The following is a 19,495-nucleotide window of genomic DNA, read 5'->3' on the forward strand; positions in this document are numbered from 1 at the left end:
TAGCCGCCATGCAACACAAGCACACCACCCTCAAGCGCCTGACCACCGCCGCCCTACTGCTGGCGCTGGCTGGCTGCGGGGTCACCGACCGTATCGGCAAGCGCATGGATGACAGCTGGGCGGCCGACATGCTGGCCGACAGCGAAAAGGTCATTCTCACCTCCGACGGCGGCAACCAGCTCAACCCCGATGTCGAAGGCAAACCGCTTTCGGTGGTGATGCGTGTGTACCAGCTGACCGACCTCGAACGCTTCGCCGCCACCGATGCCGAGACCCTGTGGGACGCCCCGGACAAGGCCCTCGGCAGCACCCTGGTAGAAGCCCGCGAAATCACCTTGCTGCCAGGCATCGGCCAGATCGACCAATGGCCGCTGGCCAAGAGCGCACGCTACGTCGGCGTGGCGGCGTTCTTCCGTGACGAGCAAGACGCCCGCTGGAAAGTCGCGTTCGACGCCGATTCGCTGCGCAAGGACGGTATCTGGTTCTCCTCCGATGGCCTGCGGGTGCTGGTGGACAAGACCGAAATCAGCGCCACGCGAGGCGTCGACATATTGAACAAACCGCCGACCGCCGACCAGCTGGCAGCCGCGCAAAAGGCCAACGACGCCGCACCGTCCTTCACCGACAAGGTGCAGGACGCGGTACTCGACAAAGCCACCGATGTGGCCGGCCAGTCGGCGCAGAACGCCGCAGACAAAACCCTCAATTCTTTAATGGATAGCGTCAGATGAGCAAGCAGAGCCGGGTGATGTGGTCGGAAGGCATGTTCCTGCTGCCCCAGCACTTCCAGTACCAGGATGAGTTCCACCAGCACCAGCTGGCCGAGGCGACCCTGCGCGGCACCCCCTTCCATTGGGGCGTGCAGGCGTTGCAGGTGGACGAGGATGCCTTGGCCTACGGTTCGCTGCAGCTCAAGCGCCTGAAGCTGGTGTTCCCCGACGGCAGCCTGTACGACGCACCGCAGCACGACCCGCTGCCGGCCGCACGCGACCTCAAGGACCTGCTCAAGGCCAGCGAGCTGAAGGTCCATGCCGCGCTCAAGCTGCCCGAGCCGTTCGGCCTCAACTACGTCGAGGACGGCCAGCAACACAAGGCTTCCCGGCGTTTTCGCAAGCAGTTCGACACCTTGCCCGACCTCAACGAAGGCGAACTGGAAAACGAAATCACCAGCCTGCGCCTGAACGTGGTGCTGCTGGTCGACGGTGACAGCCTCGACGGCTATAGCCACTGCCCGCTGGCCAAGCTTGCGCGCAACAGCATGGGCGGCTTCAACCTCGACCCGCATTTCGTCCACCCGACCCTGCACCTGGGCAGCCACGAGACCCTGGCCGGCATCGCCAAGCGTTTGCTTGGCGCCCTGCAGTCCAAGAGCAAGGCGTTGTCCGGCCGGCGCCGCGAACGTGCCGACCAGATCGCCGAGTTCGGCTCCAGCGATGTCACCCTGTTCTGGTTGCTGAACACGGTCAACCGCGCCCACCCGCAGCTGGCCCACCTGCTGGCCCACCCACGCCTGCACCCGGAGCGCCTGTACCTGTTCATGGCCGACCTGGCCGGCGGCCTGCTGACCTTCAGCCTCGATACCCAGCTCAGCGACATTCCCGAGTACGACCACCACGACCCGGCCGCGTCGCTGGTCAAGCTCGACGAGATGATCCGGGTGATGCTCGACAACGTGGTGCCCAACCAGTGCGTCGTCATCAAGCTGACCCAGACCAAGGCGTCGCACTGGCAAGGCCAGCTGCACGACCCGCGCCTGGCCGAAGCCGACTTCTATGTATCGGTGCAGGCCGACATGCCTGGCGCCAGCCTGCTGGAGCTGGTGCCGCGGGCATTCAAGGTCGGCTCGCCAGAGGACATCGAAGTTGTGGTCAACAGCGCCATGCCCGGCGTCACCCTCAACCATGCCGCACGGCTGCCCAACGCGATCCCGGTGCGCCTGGACAACCAGTACTTCGCCATCGAGCCGCACGGCCAGGTGTATGAGCGAATGATGAACGCCCAGACCATCTGCTTCTACGCGCCCAGCGCCTTTACCAACCTCAAGCTTGAACTGATGGCGGTGCTCAAATGACCGAAGCCGTACTGCAACAGGGCGCCGTCGCGGCCGCCAGCGACAAACCGACGCTCAAGGACCTGGTCCAGGACTTCATCAGCATGGCGCTGATCGTGCGCCGTGGGCGCCAGGTCACCTCGGTGCAGGCCTTCGAAGGCAGCGTCGAGCGCTTCTTCGCCAACCTCGAACGTGATGCCCGCGCCGCCAACTACAGCGTCGAACAGGTCAAGGACACCCAGTACGCCCTGTGCGCGTTTCTCGACGAAAGCGTGCTGCGCTCGGGTGAAAACGAGCTGCGCCAGCACTTCGAACTCCAGCCGCTGCAATTCCGCTACTTCGGCGTGCACCTGGCCGGTGAGGGCTTTTTCGAGAAAGTCGACGCGCTGCGAGCCGACGTCAAGCAGCACATCGACGTGCTGGAGGTGTACCACCTGTGCCTGGCGCTGGGCTTCGAAGGCAAGTTCAGCCTTGGCCATCAGAAGGACCAGCTGCGCTACCTGGCCAACACCCTGGGCCAGGACATCGCCCGCTACCGCAAGCCACCCAAGGCCCTGTCGCCGGACTGGGCACTGCCCGACCAGGTGTCGCAGATGCTGCGCCATGAAGTGCCGCTGTGGGTGTACCTGGCGTTGATCGCGCTGGTCTGCGTCGCCGTGTACCTGACGCTCGACTGGTTGCTGGACAAGGACGTCCTCGCCCTTTCCGAACAAATCCGCCAGCTGTTCAGTGCCTGAGCACACCTCAGGTAGCCGAGTCAGGAAGACATGAAAACATTACTGCGTCTGTTGAAAAGTTTCTGGATTCTCCTGCCACTGCTGTGGCTGGCGAGCCTGTTGGTCTGCTGGCTGGTCGCGCCGCTGCTGCCGTGGCTGCGCCATCACTTGCCCGAAGCGCTGGCGATCATCAGCGCCTGCTTCCTGCTGGTGATCGTGCTGCGCCAGTACCGGCGCATCCGCGCCGAGCACAACCTGGAGAACATGCTGCAGATCGAGGTCGACCGCTCGTGGAATGCCACCGGCGAGTTCCGCGACCAGCAAGTGCTGCGCGAGCGCCTCAAGCACGCCATCGCCATGCTGCGCACCGACCGTTCCGCCGGCGGCGGCGGCAAGGCGGCACTGTCCGACCTGCCCTGGTACCTGGTGATCGGCATGTCGGCCGCCGGCAAGACCTCGCTGTTGACCCATTCGGGCCTGTCGGCGAGCATCGCCACGGCCAACGACAGTGAAAGCGGCACCCAGCACTGCGACTGGTACTTCAGCCCCGACGCGGTGATGATCGACACCGCCGGCCGCTATCTGCGCGACGACCAGTCGGCCAGCGAGTTCTCGGCCTTCCTGCGCACACTGCGCAAGCAGCGCGGCAAGGCCGCAATAAATGGCTTGGTGCTGGTGGTCAGCCTGCCCGAACTGCTGGCAGCCAACGCCGAAGAGCGCAAGGTCCTGGCCGCCCAGCTGTCGGCTCGGGTCGAAGAGTACGCCGAGTGCCTGGACGCCAACCCGCCGATCTACCTGATGCTGAGCAAGACCGACCAGTTGCCGGGCTTCAGCCAGGCCTTCGACGGCCTCGACCTGCACGAACGCCAGCAGCCTCTGGGCATGACCTTCGGCCTGTCGGAAATCCGCAGCAATGGCCTGCACGCTGTGCTGCGAGCACGTCTGAAAAGCCTGCAGGCCCATGTTCGCCAGCATGTCGACGCACAGATGATCGCCCTCGGCGCCGAGGCCGACAGTACTCTGTTGAATTTCCCGCAGTATTTCGCCGAACTGAGCGGTATCCTCGGACAATTCCTCGAACATTTCACCCATGACCACCGCGCTGGCGCCCCGCTGCTGCTGCGCGGCCTGTACTTCACCAGTGCATTGCAGACCAACCAGCACCTGGGGCAGGTTTACGAAGATGCCATCGCCGACGAGTTCGCGCTGAAGGCCGCCTACGATGACGGCACTGAAACCGCCGTCACCGCCGTGGGCAACCGCAGCTATTTCATCACCGATACCTTCCGCCGGGTGATCTTCCCCGACCGCGACCTGACCCTGTACCAGTCACGCCTGGGCCGCCAGGCTGGCTTCAGCCCGCTGCTGCTGGGCCTGGCTGCAGCCGCTGGCGTGCTGTTCATTGGCTGGCAAGCACTGTCGTTCGCCAACAACCGCCAATGGCTGGACAGCCTGCGCGGGCAGCTGGCGCAGATCGAGCAGGCCGAAGACCGCGAGCAGTTGCTGGCCGCCGGCAAGGGCCTGGAAGTGCTGCGCGAACAGATGGCCACCGTCGAGGCCCACCGCCTGCAGGGTGTGCCGCTGCAACTGGGCGCCGGCCTGTACCATGGCGAGGCAGTCCACGAAGTCACCCGCACTGCCTACCTGGCGCAACTGCGCAGCCAGGCGCTGGAGCCGATCGCCCGCAGCCTGCAAGTGCAGATGCGTGCCTTCAATACCTTCGCCAGCGGCATCAACCAGCAGCTGGAATTCACCCCGGCACCGCAGAAGAAGCGCAATGGCAAGCCATTGGCACCGGCCGTTGCCGCCAGGGCCCAGGCCGCGCTTGGCAATACCCGCGTCGGCGCCTATGCCGCCAAGGTCAACCTGGCGACCACCAGCGATGCGGCCGAGCTGTCCGCCACCACCGGTGGCCTCTCGCTGTCCGAAGAGATGCTCGGGCGCCTCGACGAGCAGCAGGTGGCGTCGATCATCGATGCCTACAACACCCTCAAGCTGTACCTGCTGCTGACCGACCCGCAGGCCCATCCGGACCCGGCCTTCGTCGCCGCCAGCCTGCCCCAGGCCTGGGCCAGTGCGGCCGGTGAAGGCACCCCGGCCGATGCCGGCGTGATCGACGAGAACGCCCCGCTGTACGTGCAACTGCTGGAACAGGGCCAGGCGCCATCGTTGCCGCGCAACGAGCAGCTGATCAGTGAAACCCGGGAAAACCTCAAGGCGTTCATGATCTCCAGTTCCCTGGTCGATCGCGAATACCTGCGCCTGCAGCTCGAATCGAGCCGCCAGTTCCCGGCCCTGAGCCTTAACGACCTGGTGCCGCAGCCGGGCCGCGCATTGCTGTACGGCTCAGCAGGCGTGCCGGCGATCTACACCCGCCAGGGCTGGGACACCTTCGTCAAGCCCGAGCTGATCAAGCTGGTGTCGGGCAACCTGCGCAACGAGTCGGACTGGGTACTGGACGGCGAAGGCGGCGATGCCATTGTGCAGAAGGCCAACTTCGTCCGCGAGTTCATGACCCGCTACAAGCGCGACTACACCCAGGCCTGGTACAAGATGGTCAGCAGCGTCGGTGTGCGCCACTTCGCCGACCTGGCTTCGGCCACCCAGCAACTGGGCCTGCTCAGCGACGTGCAGAACTCGCCGGTGAAGAACCTGCTGGCGGCGGTCAACGACAACACCCAGTGGGACCTGCCGGTCAAACACGCCATCCCGTCTCCTGGTGGCGCCCGCGAGGACGGCTTCTGGAGCAAGGTCAGCGGCCTGCTCGACACCAAGGACGCCGTACCCGCCAACCTCGCCCCGGTGCTGCCGGCAGTCGACGACGGCAGCCTGGCCAAGCGTTTCGAGCCGGTGGCGCGGGTGTTCGCCGAGAACAATGCCGAAGGTGCCGACAGCACCATCATGGACCGCTACCTGGCCGCGCTGCGCAAGCTCAAGGTGCGCATGAACAACATCCAGCGCTCGCAGGATGTCGGCAAGAGCAGCAAGCAGCTGATCAGCGAAACATTGGAAGGCCAGCCGAGCGAAGTCACCACCGTACGCAACTACGTGGAAAGCAGCGTCGACACCAGCCAGGACGGTTTGTCGCGCTCGCTGCAGGGGCTGTTCAGCCTGCCGATCCAGTACGCCTGGGCGACCCTGCGCGACCCGGCCGGCCAGCAGATCGCCAAGGCCTGGGCGCAGCAGATCGCCAAGCCTTGGGAACAGGTCATGGCGCACCGCTACCCGATTGCCGGCGGCAGCCGCAACGAAGCGTCGGTGAAAGACCTGCAGCGCTTCGTCGACCCCGACAGCGGCCTGCTGCCGGCCTTCAAGCGCAATGAAATCGGCAACCTGGCCGGTGGCGAGGGCCTGGGTGCCGGCGACGGCAAGGGGCCGGCGCTGGTCAACCCGGGCATGCTCAACAGCATCGACAAGGCCAGTTCCGTGGGCCAGGTGATCGCCAGCCTGTCGGACCGCGACAACGGCTTCGAGATCATGCTGGAACCGTCGGCCAGCTTCACCGACATCGTGTTCACCCTCGATGGCCAGGAGCAGCACTACCGCAACGGCCGCAGCAGCTGGAACCGCTTTGCCTGGCCGGGCACCAGCAATGCCCCGGGCGCCCGCCTGGACGTCGTCACCCTGAGCGGCGCGCGGGTCACCGTGTTCGACTTCCCGGGGCGCTGGGGCCTGCTGCGCATGAACGAAAGCGCCCGGGTCGAAGACCTCGACGGCATTCAGCAGCGCTTCAGCTGGAGCACCGCCAACGGCCGCGTGAGCCTGGTAGTGCGCAACTTCGGTGGGGTCAAGCTGACCGACCTGGGTGACGTCAAGGCCCTCAGCGCCCTCAACGGCAGGGGCGCGCAATGATCGGTTGCTTCGGCAAGTTGCCGTCGAGCGCGGACTTTGTCAGCCTGCATGGCGCGGCGGAGGAAGTCTGCGAGTTCGACGCCTGGTTGCAGTCGTCGCTGGCGGCCATGCGCCACCGTGACGACTGGCAGGCGTTGTTCGACGCTCTGCCGATGTGTTTCTTCAACTACCGTGCGCGCAACGGCAACTGGCTGCTGGGTGGCCTGCTGAGTTCGCGCGATGCCAGCCAGCGGCGCTACCCGTTCTTCATCTTCCAGCTGCTCAAGGGCGAGGACGGTGCGGCCTTGCTCAACCCGTTCACGCTGGGCGAGCTGTTCAGCGCACAGATCAAGCCGTTGCTGCACCAGGCGGTACAAGGTGCCGAGCGTGCCAGCCTGTTCGAGCGGATAAAGGCCTTGCGCCCGCTGCAGGCACAAGACCTGGACCTGTTCCGCCGGGTGCACGCCAAGTTCCTCCACGACTTCAGCTTTGCCGACGTCGCCCGCGCCCTGCACGGATCATGGCCAGGTTTCGATGGCGCCACCGCGTTGGCCCGGCTGCAGGCCTGCTGGCCAGCGCTGCACGGCGACTTCGAAGGCGGCATCGAACTGCCATTGCCAGCCGAACGCGGCTTGAAAAACCCCACGGCCGACCTCTGGCTGACCTGGCTCACCCGCATGAGCGGGTACCCGAACGTACCGGCAGTAAGCCTGCTGGCCGACGACTTCATGCACCCGCGGCTGTACTGCTTCCCTTCGCGCCACGCCAGCAGCGCTTATCGCCTGCTCAGTGGCTGCGCAGAGGCGCAGCTGCACCTGGAACTGCTCGGCCCGCTGGCAGCGGCGCCGCGCAACCACGATCACGACCGCCCTCTTGAACACGTCATCGACCAGTTCGTCGATGCGCTGGATACGACGCCTGTATGAACAAGATCAAGTATTACTGCCTGCGTTACCAACCCTATCTGCTGGGGATGGCGTTCTTCCTGGCGATTTTCCTGGTCTGGGCCATCGGCCGTGCCCTGGGCTTCGCCTCGTTGCACAGCCTGCTGGCGGGCATCGGCGTGTTCCTGCTGCTGTCGGCGGGCTATGTATTGCTGCTATACCGCGGCGCCGGCCAGCACCACAACCTCGAAGGGTTGCTGCGCGACGACGCCGACCAGGCCGTGCTCAACGCCGCCCCGGCCGACCGTGAGGAAATCAGCCTGCTGCGCGAACGCCTGCTGCAGAGCATCGAGCGCCTGCACAGCAACAAGCCGCGCGGCACTGCCGCCAAGGATGCGCTGTACGCCCTGCCCTGGTACCTGGTGATCGGCCAGCCGGCCGCAGGCAAGAGCACCATGATCCTGCAGTCGGGGCTGAACTTCCCCTACGCCGAGCGCGAGGGCGCACGGGTATCGGGCCTGGGCGGCACGCGCAACTGCGACTGGTTCTTCAGCTCCGAAGCAGTACTGCTGGACACCGCCGGGCGCTACATGAACAGCCCCGAAGAAGCCGGCAAGTGGCGCGGCTTCCTGCAGCTGCTACGCCAGCATCGCCAGCGCCGCCCGCTCAATGGCCTGATCGTCAGCGTCAGCATCGCCGATATCCTGCACGGCTCGGCCGAAGACCAGGAACGGGTGGCCAAGCGCCTGCGCGAGCGCATCCAGGAAAGCTGTGCCCTGCTGGAAGTGCGCCTGCCGATCTACCTGGTATTCACCAAGTGCGACCTGATCCCTGGCTTTACCCCGTTCTACCGCCAGCTGGACGAAGCGGCGCGCGGTGAAGTGATGGGCAAGACCTTCTCGCACAAAGGCTACGAGCAAGCCGACTGGGGCCAGCGCTTCGGCAAGGCGATGGACGAATTGACCGGTTACTGGCAACAGGTGGCAAGCCAGCAGCTGGTACAGCAGGACATCCAGGTGACCCTGCAGAACAACGCCGCCTACCGTTTCCCGCTGGAGCTGGCGGCGCTCAAGCCGCGCCTGCAGCAGTTCGTCGACAGCCTGCTGCGCGCCAATCCTTATCAGAACGCCGAGATGCTCCGTGGCTTCTACTTCACCACCGCGCTGGAGGCTGACGAAGCCCAATGGGGTAGCCACGGCCAGCATGTGGCCGAACGTTTCGCCCTGGAACATGACGCAGACGCCGCCGGTGCTGGCAGCCACCCCGCGCCGCTGTTCATCAACAGCCTGTTCCGCAAGGTGATCATTCCCGACCAGCATCTGGTGGCGCTGTACACCAGCAACCATCGCGAACGCCGGCGCAAGGGCGCCTGGGTGGCCGCTGCCAGCCTTGCCGGGCTGGTGCTGTGCAGCCTGTGGGGCTGGTCGTACCTGAACAACCGCGCCACCCTGGCCAGCATCGCCGACGAACTGGCCCAGGCCAAGGCCGAGGACAAGGCCACCAGCGGCCAGTACACCGCGTGGCGCAGCCTCGACCGCCTGCGCTTCTGGACCGCGCACTACTACCAGCAGCACCACGAGCAGGGCGTGCCACTGGGCATGCGCCTGGGCCTGTACCAGGGCTACGAGGTCGAGCCAGTGCTGCGCACTCGCTACTTCGCCACCCTGCAGAACGTGATGCTCAAGCCCACGGCAGACAACCTGACCCGTACCCTGTACCTGCTGACCACGCTCAAGGTCTACCAGCGCAACAGCCGCGAGCTGCAGCCGGTGCGCGGCATCGACAGCGTCGAGGCCGAAGCCTTGCCGCATGACAACCGTGCCCAGTCGATCGCCGACTTCGGCAAGGCGACACTGGACACCTACGTGATGCTCTCCCCGGCGCAGCGCGAGAAGGCCGACCCGGCGTTCCTCAAGGCGCGCCTGCCGGACTACTGGTACCCGGCCATTGCCCGCCACACCGGCAAGAGCATGGCTGCGGCCGGCAGCGAGGGCGGCAACCAGGACTACCTGTACGCCAGCCGCCAGATCACCTTCTACAGCGACCAGATCCGTGAGCCGGATGTACCGCGCATCCTCGACAACGCCTTCCTGATGTCCAGCTCGCGCAACTACATCGACAGCCTGCGCGCCCAGTCGCTGCGCTCCATCGAGACCATCACGCTGGAGTCCGACACGCTGTTCGCCTTCGGCCGCGCCGACTTCCAGAGCCTGAAGAACGAGGGCCAGAACCAGCTGAGCGCGATCGCCGGCAAACTGCTGAACACGCCCAACATCGGCAAGATCGTGATCTCCGGCCACGCCGACCAGCTCGGTGACAGCCAGGGCAACTTGCAGGTCTCCAGGCAACGAGCGCAGACCATCCGCACCTACCTGGTCGGCAAGGGCGTGCCCGCCGAACTGGTGGTCGCCCAGGGCGAAGGCAGCCGCAAACCGCTGGTCAACTGCGACATGCAGCAGCCACGGGTGCAGCTGATCAAGTGCCTGGAGCCCAACCGCCGGGTAGAAATCGAAGTGCGCGGGCTCAACTGAGGCCGCGCCGCAAGAACCGGCCAACCGGGCCTCACAGGAGGAGGCCCGGTTGGCGGAAAGCTACCTCTGCCGACGTGTTCGGCGAGGTCAAAACCAAGGGGTGCATGAGCAACCCTTCAAATGATGTTAATGGAGAGTTTCACAATGGCTTTTGACGCGTATATCCAAATCGACGGCATCCCAGGCGAAGTACTGGACGACAAGCACAAGGACTGGATCGAAGTGCTGGGCTACGAGTACGGCGCCACCCAGGCCACCTCGGCTACCGCCAGCTCCTCGGGCGGTGCGTCCTCCGAGCGTGTTGCCCTGAGCGACTTCAAGATCCGCAAGGCCGTCGACAAGGCTTCGGCCAAGCTGTTCGAGCACTGCTGCACTGGCAAGCACATCGCCAAGCTGAAGCTGAACGTCAACCGTGCCGGGGGTGACAAGGTCACCTACCTGACCATCGACATGGAAGAAGTCGTGGTGTCGTCGGTCAAGTTCGTCGCCGGTGGCAACCAGGGCGGTGAAGACAAGGCCGTGAGCGACCTGCCGATCGAAGAGATCAGCTTCAACTTCGCTCGCATCAAGACCACCTACACCCAGCAGAACCGCACCGACGGCCAGGCTGGCGGCAACATCGTCGGTGGCTGGGACCGCACCGCGAACAAAGTGTTCGCCTAAGCTGCGGCTTGCCCATGGGCCGCGCAAGCGGCCTGTGTCTTGCAGCGTGCCGGTTTGCCCGGCACGCCGCTCCCCTCCTCTGATCCGAGTGTTTTATGCCTGAAATCCTCAACGACCTTTCGCTGGCCGAGCTGGCCGCACCGATCGACGGTGGCAGTGGCGAAGACTTGAGCTTCTCCGCCTTGTTCGACCAGATCAAGGAGGCCCGCCGGGCAGACCCTGACTACCTGACCCAGGGCGACTGGCAGACCGACCTGAAGACCGCAGACTGGGAACAGGTCATCCACCTTTCGGCCCAGGGGCTGGCGCAACAGAGCAAGGACCTGATGCTGGTCGCCTGGCTCAGCGAAGGCCTGGCGCAACGGGAGCATTTCGAAGGCATCAGCTTCGGCCTCGAGCTGACCGAGCGCATTCTCGATGGGTTCTGGGACAGCGCCTACCCGTCACTCGAAGACGGCCTGGACGAACGCGCCGCGCGCCTGTCCTGGCTCAAGACCACGCTCACCGACATTGCCGGTGGCTTGCCCATCACCCAGGGGCAGAATTTCGGCGTGCTGCGCTATGACGAATCACGCCATGTAGAAAACCTGGCCTTGCAGAACCCCAAGGCGATGCAGACCGCGCTGAACGAGGGCAAGATCAACGCCGAGATCTTCCAGCGTTCGGTCGCCCTCAGCGACACCGAGCACCTGCGCGCCAAGGCCCTGCAGATTGCCGCCAGCCTGCAGGCCTGCAACCGTCTGCAGGCCAGTGCCGACCGCCTGTTCGGCGTAGAGGCCCCCAGCTTCGCCAGCCTTGCCGACATGCTGTCGCGGGCCAGCCAGCTGGCCGAGAAACTGCTCAAGGACCGCGGTGTCGAACTGCACCCCGTCGTCGTGCCAGTGGCAGACCCCGTCGCCACCGTTGCCCCCATCAGCGAAGCAGGTGAACCGATGAACACACCCGTCCAGGCCGCTGCGCCCATGCGCACCACGCCCCTGACCCGTGACGAGGCCTTCACCATGCTTGCCGGCATCGCCCAGTTCTTCAAGCAGAGCGAGCCGCAAAGCCCGGTGCCCTACCTGATCGAACGCGCCATCAAGTGGGGCAACATGCCGCTGGAAGGCTGGTTGAGCGATGTGATCAAGGACAGCAACGTGGTGGACAACATCCGCGATGTGCTGGGGACCCGCGAGAAGTCCTGAAGCAACCCGGTCTTTGTAGGAGCGGCCTTGTGTCGCGAAAGGGCCGCAAAGCGGCCCCAGAATCTCCAGCCCACCACAACGCCGGGGCTGCTTTGCAGCCCTTTCGCGACACAAGGCCGCTCCTACAGGGGCCACGCCCCTGCAAATACTGCTACCTTGAGCGTTCTTCACTGCCAAGGACCGCCCCATGCCGCACACCCCCACCGGCTTCATCCGCGTCCGTGGCGCCCGCGAGCACAACCTCAAGAACGTCGACGTCGACATCCCCCGCGACGCGCTGGTGGTGTTCACCGGGGTGTCCGGCTCGGGCAAGTCCTCGCTGGCCTTCTCCACCCTCTATGCCGAAGCCCAACGCCGCTACTTCGAATCGGTCGCGCCCTATGCCAGGCGCCTGATCGACCAGGTCGGCGTGCCGGACGTCGACGCCATCGAAGGCCTGCCCCCGGCCGTGGCCCTGCAGCAGCAACGCGGCACACCCAGCGCGCGCTCGTCGGTGGGCAGTGTCACCACCCTGTCCAGCTCGATCCGCATGCTCTACTCCCGCGCCGGCAGCTACCCGGCCGGGCAGCCGATGCTGTACGCCGAGGACTTCTCGCCCAACACCCCGCAAGGCGCTTGCGCGGAGTGCCAGGGGCTGGGGCGGGTCTATGAAGTGACCGAAGCGACCATGGTCCCCGACCCGTCGCTGACCATCCGCGAGCGCGCCGTGGCGGCCTGGCCGATGGCCTGGCAGGGGCAGAACCTGCGCGACATCCTGGTCACAATGGGCTATGACGTCGACATCCCCTGGCGCGACTTGCCACAGGCGCAACGCGACTGGATACTCTACACCGAGGAAACACCCACCGTGCCGGTGTACGCCGGCCTGACACCTTCGCAGACCCGCGCCGCGCTCAAGCGCAAGCTCGAACCCAGCTACCAGGGCACCTTCAGCGGTGCCCGGCGCTACGTGCTGCATACCTTCATGCACTCGCAGAGCGCGCAGATGCGCAAGCGCGTCTCGCAGTACATGCGCCCCAGCCCGTGCCCATCGTGCCAGGGCAAACGACTCAAGCGTGCGGCGCTGGACGTGACCTTTGCCGGTCGCGACATCGGCGAGCTGTCGCGGCTGCCGTTGCAGGCCCTGGCCGAGGTATTCCGCCAGGTCGCCGCGCCGGGTTACCTGGAGCAGCACGACGACAACCTGACCCTGGAAAAACGCCTGGCCGCGCAACGCATCGCCAACGAACTGCTGGAGCGCATCGACACCCTGATCGACCTGGGCCTGGGCTACCTGGCACTGGAGCGCAGTACACCGACGCTGTCGTTCGGCGAGCTGCAACGCCTGCGCCTGGCCACCCAGCTCAATTCGCAGCTGTTCGGGGTGATCTATGTGCTCGACGAACCCTCGGCCGGCCTGCACCCGGCTGACAGCGAGGCGCTGTTCGAGGCCTTGCAGCGGCTCAAGCAGGCGGGCAACTCGGTGTATGTGGTCGAGCACGACCTGGACACCATGCGCCGCGCCGACTGGCTGGTGGACGTCGGCCCCGCGGCCGGCGAGCACGGCGGGCAGGTGCTCTACAGCGGCCCACCGGGCGGCCTGGCGCAGGTCGAGGCATCGCGTACTGCCGCCTACCTGTTCGCCGAGCAGCAGCCTCAAGCGCGCACACCACGCCAACCGCACGACTGGCTGGTGCTGGAAGGGATTACCCGCAACAACCTCGACAACCTCAGCGCCCGCTTCCCGCTGGGGTGTTTCACTTCGGTCACCGGAATCTCCGGGTCGGGCAAGTCGAGCCTGGTCAGCCAGGCGCTATTGGAGCTGGTAGGTGCCCACCTTGGTCATTCTGAGCAAAAGGCCGAACCTGAAGAGCAAAGCCTTGAAGATGAACCCGAACAGTTCAGCACAGGGCGCGTCGGTGCGGGGCTCGATAGCATCAAGCGGCTGGTGCAAGTTGACCAGAAGCCGATCGGCCGCACGCCGCGCTCCAACTTGGCGACGTACACCGGTCTGTTTGACCATGTGCGCAAGCTGTTCGCTGCCACCGACCAAGCCAAGGCCTGCGGTTTCGATGCCGGGCGTTTCTCGTTCAACGTGGCCAAGGGGCGTTGTGAAAACTGCGAGGGTGAAGGTTTCGTCAGCGTCGAGTTGCTGTTCATGCCCAGTGTGTACGCGCCCTGCCCGACCTGCCATGGCGCACGCTATAACCCCGAGACACTGGCGGTGACCTGGCAAGGCATGAACATCGCCCAGGTGCTGCAGCTGACGGTCGAGCAGGCGCTGTCGGTGTTTGCCGAGCAACCGCCGGCGCGGCGCTGCCTGCAGGTACTGCAGGATATCGGCCTGGGCTACCTGCGCCTGGGCCAGCCGGCCACCGAGCTGTCCGGTGGTGAGGCGCAGCGGATCAAGCTGGCCACCGAGCTGCAGCGCGTGGCCCGTGGCGCGACCTTGTATGTGCTGGACGAACCCACCAACGGGCTGCATCCGCAAGATATCGACCGCTTGCTGGTGCAGCTCAACCGGCTGGTCGAGGCCGGGCACAGTGTGGTGGTGGTCGAGCATGACATGCGCGTGGTGGCGCAGAGCGACTGGGTGATCGATATCGGGCCGGGGGCTGGGGATGCTGGCGGCCGGGTGGTGGTCAGCGGGACACCTGATGAGGTGGCTGGTTGTGAAGCTAGCCGCACTGCCGAGTTTCTGGCCCGAGCCTTGTAGCGCCTGTGCTGGCCTCTTCGCGGGCACGCCCGCTCCCACAGGGATATCACTTGCTCGAAGCCTGTGGGGATCCTGTGGGAGCGGGCGTGCCCGCGAAGAGGCCGGCACAGGTAAAAATCCTTCCTATACTCCCCCTGGCATCCCGGCATGCCGTCTGCCCAAAAATCGCGATACCTCAAATAACAACAAACGAGGTGGCAAATGGTCTGGCAGCAAATCTACGATCCGTTCGCAAGCCCCTGGCTCTCCACCCTCATGGCCGCCGTACCGGTCGTGGTGATGCTGGCAGCGCTGGCCTTCTTCCATATCAAAGCGCACATCGCCGCCCTGCTCGCCCTGGGTTCGGCACTGCTGATCTCGATCTTCGCTTTCGGCATGCCAGCCAACATGGCAGGCTCCGCTGCGCTATACGGTGCGGCCAACGGCCTGCTGCCGATCGGCTGGATCGTGCTGAACATCATCTTTCTGCACCGGCTGACCACCGAAAACGGTTCATTCAAGGTGCTGCAGGATTCGCTGGCACGCATTACCGACGACCGCCGCCTGCAGCTGCTGCTGATCGCCTTCTGCTTCGGCGCCTTCTTCGAGGGCGCAGCGGGCTTTGGCACACCGGTAGCGGTGACCGGGGCGATCCTGATCGGCCTGGGCTTCTCGCCGCTGGCCGCTTCGGGGCTGGCGCTGATCGCCAATACCGCGCCGGTGGCATTCGGTGCACTGGGCACACCGATCATCACCCTGGCCAAGGTCACCGGGCTGGATGAAATGGAGCTGTCGGCCATGGTCGGCCGGCAACTGCCGTTCTTCTCGGTGATCGTGCCGTTCTGGCTGATCTGGGCCTTTGCCGGCTGGCGCAAGATGCTCGAGGTGTGGCCGGCGATCCTGGTGGCCGGTGTCTCGTTCGCGGTGCCGCAGTTCCTGGTGTCGAACTTCCACGGGCCGATGCTGGTGGACGTGATTGCGGCGCTGATCTCCATGGCCTGCCTGACCGGCTTCCTGCGGGTGTGGAAGCCGGCCACCGTGCACACCTCGGCGGCGCTCACCGGGCGGGTCGACAACTCCAGGATCGAAGACGACGGCAAAACGGGCGCCGCAACCACCTTCGCCCAGCGCGACCAGCGCAGCGTGTTCAAGGCCTGGTTGCCGTGGATCATCCTCACCGTGTTCGTGTTCGCCTGGGGCACGGCAAGCTTCAAGAACCTGTTCGACACCCGCCCGGCGCTGGACCCCGCCAGCGGCGCGGCGATGCTCGACCCGCAGGGCAAGCCGCTGCGCGAAGGCAACCCGGTGTTCGCCCCGGTGTTCACCTTCGACTCGATCCACCAGCAGATCGAGAAGGTGCCACCCGTGGTGCCCACGCCGAAGAAAGAAGACGCCCAGTACAAGTTCACCTGGTTCACCGCCACCGGCAGCGGCATCTTCCTGGCAGCCATCCTCGGCGGGCTGCTGATGGGCTATTCGCCACTGGAACTGGGGCGGCAATACCTGCGCACACTGTGGGTGGTGCGCTATTCGCTGATCACCATCGTCGCCATGCTTGCGCTGGGCTTCCTCACGCGCTATTCAGGGCTGGATGCGACCATGGGCCTGGCGTTCGCCGCCACCGGCATCTTCTACCCCATGTTCGGCACCCTGCTCGGCTGGCTCGGGGTGGCGCTGACCGGCTCGGACACCGCCTCCAACGTGCTGTTCGGCGGGCTGCAACGGGTCACCGCAGAACAGCTGGGGCTGAGCCCGGTGCTGATGGCGGCGGCCAACAGTTCGGGCGGGGTGATGGGCAAGATGGTCGATGCGCAGTCGATCGTCGTGGCCTCCACCGCCACCCGCTGGTATGGGCATGAGGGGGAGATCCTGCGTTATGTGTTCTTCCACTCGATCGTGCTGGCGGTGCTGGTGGGTGGACTGGTGACCTTGCAGGCCTATGTGGCGCCGTTCACGGCGATGGTGGTCGGGCACTGAATCCAGTGTTTCGTTGCTCATGCCTTGAAGTTGGTGCGATCCATGTGGGAGCGGCCTTGCGTCGCGAAAGGGCTGCGCAGCAGCCCCGACAATTTCTGCCTGGAGGCTGAAATCCTGGGGCCGCTACGCGGCCCTTTCGCGACGCAAGGCCGCTCCCACATTGACGGTGTCAAAGCCAAGCGCCGTGAAGTACAGTCAGCCCCATGGACAAATACACCCCGCGCCAGTGGCTCCCGCACGAGAAGCCCAGCCTCCCCGGCTCCCCTTCCACGCCCCTGCACTCGCCGGCCAAGCGCCTGGCGTTCGGCGTGGTCGGCCTGCTGGTGGCGATTACCGGTGGCCTGGGCAACGCACTGGTCACCGCCAACCTGGTGTTCCTGCAGGGCGCGCTGGGTGCGACCAGCGCGGAGATGGCCTGGCTGCCGGCGGCCTATGTGATGACCAACGTGTCGATCAACCTGCTGCTGGTCAAGTTCCGCCAGCAGTTCGGCCTGCGCGCCTTCACCGAGGTGTTTCTGGTGCTGTATGCCCTGGTCACCTTCGCCCACCTGCTGGTCAACGACCTGCACTCGGCCATCGCCGTGCGCGCCGCCCACGGCATGGTCGGCGCGGCGCTCAGTTCGCTGGGCCTGTACTACATGATCCAGGCGTTCCCCGAACGCTGGCGGATCAAGGCCATGGTGCTGGGCCTTGGCGCCTCGCAACTGGCCCTGCCGCTGGCGCGGATCTTCTCCGAAGACTTGCTGCAGATCGCCGAGTGGCGCGGCCTGTACCTGTTCGAACTGGGCCTGGCGCTGACCGCACTGGGCTGCGTACTGCTGCTCAAGCTGCCGCCCGGTGACCGCTTCAAGACCTTCGAGCCGCTGGACTTCCTCACCTTCACCCTGATGGCCAGTGGCGTCGGCCTGCTCTGCGCCGCGCTGTCGCTGGGGCGCATCGACTGGTGGCTGGAGGCGCCGTGGATCGGTGTCGCCCTGGCGTGTTCCATTGCCTTGATCTTCACCGGCCTGGCCATCGAGCACAACCGCCAGAACCCGCTGCTGATGACGCGCTGGCTGGGCAGCGGCGCAATCATCCGCCTGGGCTTGTGCGTGATCCTGATTCGCATGGTCACCTCCGAGCAGTCCACCGGCGCCGTGGGCTTTCTGCAAGTGCTGAACATGGGCAGCGAGCAGATGCGCTCGCTGTACTGGATCATGCTGCTCGGTGCCGTGGCGGGCCTGGCCAGCAGCGCCCTGACCATCGATCCGAAGCACCTGGTGATCCCCTTGTTCATCTCGCTGCTGGCGATGGCCACCGGGGCGTTCATGGACAGCAGCTCGAGCAACCTCACGCGCCCGCAGCAAATGTACCTCAGCCAGTTCCTGCTGGCCTTTGGCAGCACGTTCTTCCTTGGCCCGTCGATGGCCCTGGGCATCAGCCACGTGCGTGCCAACCCACGCAACCTGGTGAGCTTCTCGGTGCTGTTCGGCATCTGCAACAACCTCGGCGGCCTGATCGGCGCGGCGCTGCTGGGCACCTTCCAGACCTGGCGCGAGAAGTTTCATTCCAGCCACCTGATGGACCGCCTCAGCTACCTCGAACCCTTGGTCAACGCCCGCGTGCAAAGCGGCGGTGGCGGTTATGCAGGGATTCTCGCCGACCCGGCGCTGCGCAGCGAGGCCGGCTTGCGCGTGCTGGCCAGCGCCGCCACCCGCGAGGCCAACGTGATGGCCTACAACGACGTGTTCGTGCTGATCGGCAGCATCGCCGTGCTGACCATGATCTGGATTACCCTTCGCGGCACCTGGCTGTGGTATGTCGCCCGCCAGGCCGCTTCACCCGACTCCACCAGCGGTACCGCCAGCCGATGACCGAACAAACCCGCACCACGACCACCACCGCCCTTGCCGAAACACCGGAAGGCAGCGCGCCGCCCAGCGAACCGACCAGCCCGGTGCGCACGCGGCGGGTGCGCATCCTGTCGTCGATCAGCTTTGCCTGCGTGGCCCTGGCCGGCATCCTGCTGGTGCTCTATGCCTGGAACCTGCCGCCGTTCAGCAGCGCCATCGAAAGCACCGAAAATGCCCTGGTGCGCGGCCAGGTGACGATCATCGGGCCGCAGCTCAGTGGCTACATCGTCGACGTGCCGGTGCATGACTTCCAGTTCGTCAAGGCTGGCGACCTGCTGGTGCAGCTGGACGATCGGATCTACAAGCAGCGCCTGGCCCAGGCCATCGCCCAGTTGCAACAGCAGCAGGCGGCGCTGGCCAACAACCTGCAACAGCGCAACAGTGCCGAAGCCACCATCGCCCAGCGCCAGGCGGCAATCGGCGATGCCTCGGCGCAGGCCGACAAGGCCCGTGCCGACCTGCGCCGTAGCCAGGCCCTGGTCAGCGACGGCTCGGTGTCACGCAGCGATTTTGACCTGGCCCGCGCCAGCCAGGCCGCCGCCGTGGCGAACCTGGCCCAGGCCAAGGCCGCGCTGGCCATCGCCCGCCAGGACCGCGAGACGGTGATCGTCAACCGCGCCGCGCTGGAGGCGTCGGTGGAAAACGCCAAGGCCGCCGTGGCGCTTGCCCGTATCGACCTCGACAACACCCGCGTCACCGCCCCGCGTGACGGCCAGCTGGGGCAGATCGGCACGCGCCTGGGGGCCTACGTCAACTCTGGCGCTCAGCTGATGGCACTGGTGCCCGACACCCTGTGGGTGATCGCCAACATGAAGGAAACGCAGATGGCCGACGTGCGCATCGGCCAGCCGGTGAGCTTTACCGTGGATGCCCTGAACCACCTCAAGCTTTACGGTCATGTGCAGCAGATCTCCCCGGCCACCGGCTCCGAGTTCGCCCTGTTGCAAGCCGACAATGCCACCGGCAACTTCGTGAAGATTGCCCAGCGCATCCCGGTGCGTATCACCGTCGACCCCGACCAGCCTGGCGCTGCACGCCTGCGCCCGGGCATGTCGGTGGTGGTGAGCATCGATACCCGCGACGAGGAATGATA

At 65.6% G+C, this 19,495-nt stretch carries 12 protein-coding genes; all 12 read left to right on the top strand.

Annotated features, from left to right (window positions below; translation table 11 throughout):
- Window positions 1-8: 8 nt before the first annotated feature.
- Window positions 9-731: a type VI secretion system lipoprotein TssJ gene (gene tssJ, locus ACIPW4_RS10230; protein ID WP_400657296.1), complete on the top strand. Its 723-nt coding sequence runs from the start codon at window positions 9-11 to the stop codon at window positions 729-731.
- A complete protein-coding gene (tssK, locus tag ACIPW4_RS10235) occupies window positions 728-2,071 on the top strand; it encodes a type VI secretion system baseplate subunit TssK (protein WP_400657298.1) in 1,344 nt (447 codons plus the stop codon). Before tssJ ends, tssK begins: the two co-directional genes overlap by 4 nt.
- The gene (gene icmH, locus ACIPW4_RS10240) at window positions 2,068-2,787 is read left to right on the top strand and encodes a type IVB secretion system protein IcmH/DotU (RefSeq protein WP_400657301.1); all 720 of its coding nucleotides are present in this window, start codon (window positions 2,068-2,070) and stop codon (window positions 2,785-2,787) included. Before tssK ends, icmH begins: the two co-directional genes overlap by 4 nt.
- A 30-nt stretch (window positions 2,788-2,817) precedes the next feature.
- Window positions 2,818-6,618: a type VI secretion protein IcmF/TssM N-terminal domain-containing protein gene (locus ACIPW4_RS10245; protein ID WP_400657304.1), complete on the top strand. Its 3,801-nt coding sequence runs from the start codon at window positions 2,818-2,820 to the stop codon at window positions 6,616-6,618.
- The gene (gene tagF, locus ACIPW4_RS10250) at window positions 6,615-7,523 is read left to right on the top strand and encodes a type VI secretion system-associated protein TagF (protein ID WP_400657306.1); all 909 of its coding nucleotides are present in this window, start codon (window positions 6,615-6,617) and stop codon (window positions 7,521-7,523) included. The genes ACIPW4_RS10245 and tagF overlap by 4 nt, the downstream gene beginning before the upstream one ends.
- On the top strand, window positions 7,520-10,012 hold the full coding sequence (gene tssM / locus ACIPW4_RS10255; RefSeq protein WP_400657308.1) for a type VI secretion system membrane subunit TssM: 2,493 nt from the start codon (window positions 7,520-7,522) through the stop codon (window positions 10,010-10,012). Before tagF ends, tssM begins: the two co-directional genes overlap by 4 nt.
- A 144-nt stretch (window positions 10,013-10,156) precedes the next feature.
- Window positions 10,157-10,675, top strand: a complete 519-nt coding sequence (locus tag ACIPW4_RS10260; protein WP_016499518.1) for a type VI secretion system tube protein Hcp — start codon at window positions 10,157-10,159, stop codon at window positions 10,673-10,675.
- A 95-nt stretch (window positions 10,676-10,770) separates the two neighbouring features.
- Window positions 10,771-11,859 carry a type VI secretion system protein TssA gene (tssA, locus tag ACIPW4_RS10265; RefSeq protein ID WP_400657310.1) on the top strand — a complete coding sequence of 363 codons (1,089 nt, stop codon included), beginning with the start codon at window positions 10,771-10,773 and terminating at the stop codon, window positions 11,857-11,859.
- 187 nt (window positions 11,860-12,046) lie between these two features.
- Window positions 12,047-14,554: an excinuclease ABC subunit UvrA gene (uvrA, locus tag ACIPW4_RS10270; protein WP_400657312.1), complete on the top strand. Its 2,508-nt coding sequence runs from the start codon at window positions 12,047-12,049 to the stop codon at window positions 14,552-14,554.
- A gap of 201 nt (window positions 14,555-14,755) precedes the next feature.
- Window positions 14,756-16,510 (top strand): L-lactate permease, encoded by a 1,755-nt coding sequence (locus ACIPW4_RS10275; RefSeq protein ID WP_400657314.1) that lies wholly within the window; start codon window positions 14,756-14,758, stop codon window positions 16,508-16,510.
- A 203-nt stretch (window positions 16,511-16,713) separates the two neighbouring features.
- Window positions 16,714-18,363 (top strand): MFS transporter, encoded by a 1,650-nt coding sequence (locus ACIPW4_RS10280; RefSeq protein WP_400657317.1) that lies wholly within the window; start codon window positions 16,714-16,716, stop codon window positions 18,361-18,363.
- Window positions 18,360-19,493 (top strand): HlyD family secretion protein, encoded by a 1,134-nt coding sequence (locus ACIPW4_RS10285; protein WP_400657318.1) that lies wholly within the window; start codon window positions 18,360-18,362, stop codon window positions 19,491-19,493. Before ACIPW4_RS10280 ends, ACIPW4_RS10285 begins: the two co-directional genes overlap by 4 nt.
- Window positions 19,494-19,495: the final 2 nt, after the last annotated feature.

Source organism: Pseudomonas sp. NPDC089996, assembly GCF_044748405.1.
GTDB lineage: Bacteria > Pseudomonadota > Gammaproteobacteria > Pseudomonadales > Pseudomonadaceae > Aquipseudomonas.

Coding starts and splice junctions, on each gene's coding strand:
- tssJ (WP_400657296.1), top strand. CDS start 9: ATGCAACACAAGCACACCACCCTCAAGCGCCTGACCACCGCCGCCCTA.
- ACIPW4_RS10245 (WP_400657304.1), top strand. CDS start 2,818: ATGAAAACATTACTGCGTCTGTTGAAAAGTTTCTGGATTCTCCTGCCA.
- uvrA (WP_400657312.1), top strand. CDS start 12,047: ATGCCGCACACCCCCACCGGCTTCATCCGCGTCCGTGGCGCCCGCGAG.
- tssA (WP_400657310.1), top strand. CDS start 10,771: ATGCCTGAAATCCTCAACGACCTTTCGCTGGCCGAGCTGGCCGCACCG.
- ACIPW4_RS10275 (WP_400657314.1), top strand. CDS start 14,756: ATGGTCTGGCAGCAAATCTACGATCCGTTCGCAAGCCCCTGGCTCTCC.
- tagF (WP_400657306.1), top strand. CDS start 6,615: ATGATCGGTTGCTTCGGCAAGTTGCCGTCGAGCGCGGACTTTGTCAGC.
- icmH (WP_400657301.1), top strand. CDS start 2,068: ATGACCGAAGCCGTACTGCAACAGGGCGCCGTCGCGGCCGCCAGCGAC.
- ACIPW4_RS10280 (WP_400657317.1), top strand. CDS start 16,714: ATGGACAAATACACCCCGCGCCAGTGGCTCCCGCACGAGAAGCCCAGC.
- ACIPW4_RS10260 (WP_016499518.1), top strand. CDS start 10,157: ATGGCTTTTGACGCGTATATCCAAATCGACGGCATCCCAGGCGAAGTA.
- ACIPW4_RS10285 (WP_400657318.1), top strand. CDS start 18,360: ATGACCGAACAAACCCGCACCACGACCACCACCGCCCTTGCCGAAACA.
- tssM (WP_400657308.1), top strand. CDS start 7,520: ATGAACAAGATCAAGTATTACTGCCTGCGTTACCAACCCTATCTGCTG.
- tssK (WP_400657298.1), top strand. CDS start 728: ATGAGCAAGCAGAGCCGGGTGATGTGGTCGGAAGGCATGTTCCTGCTG.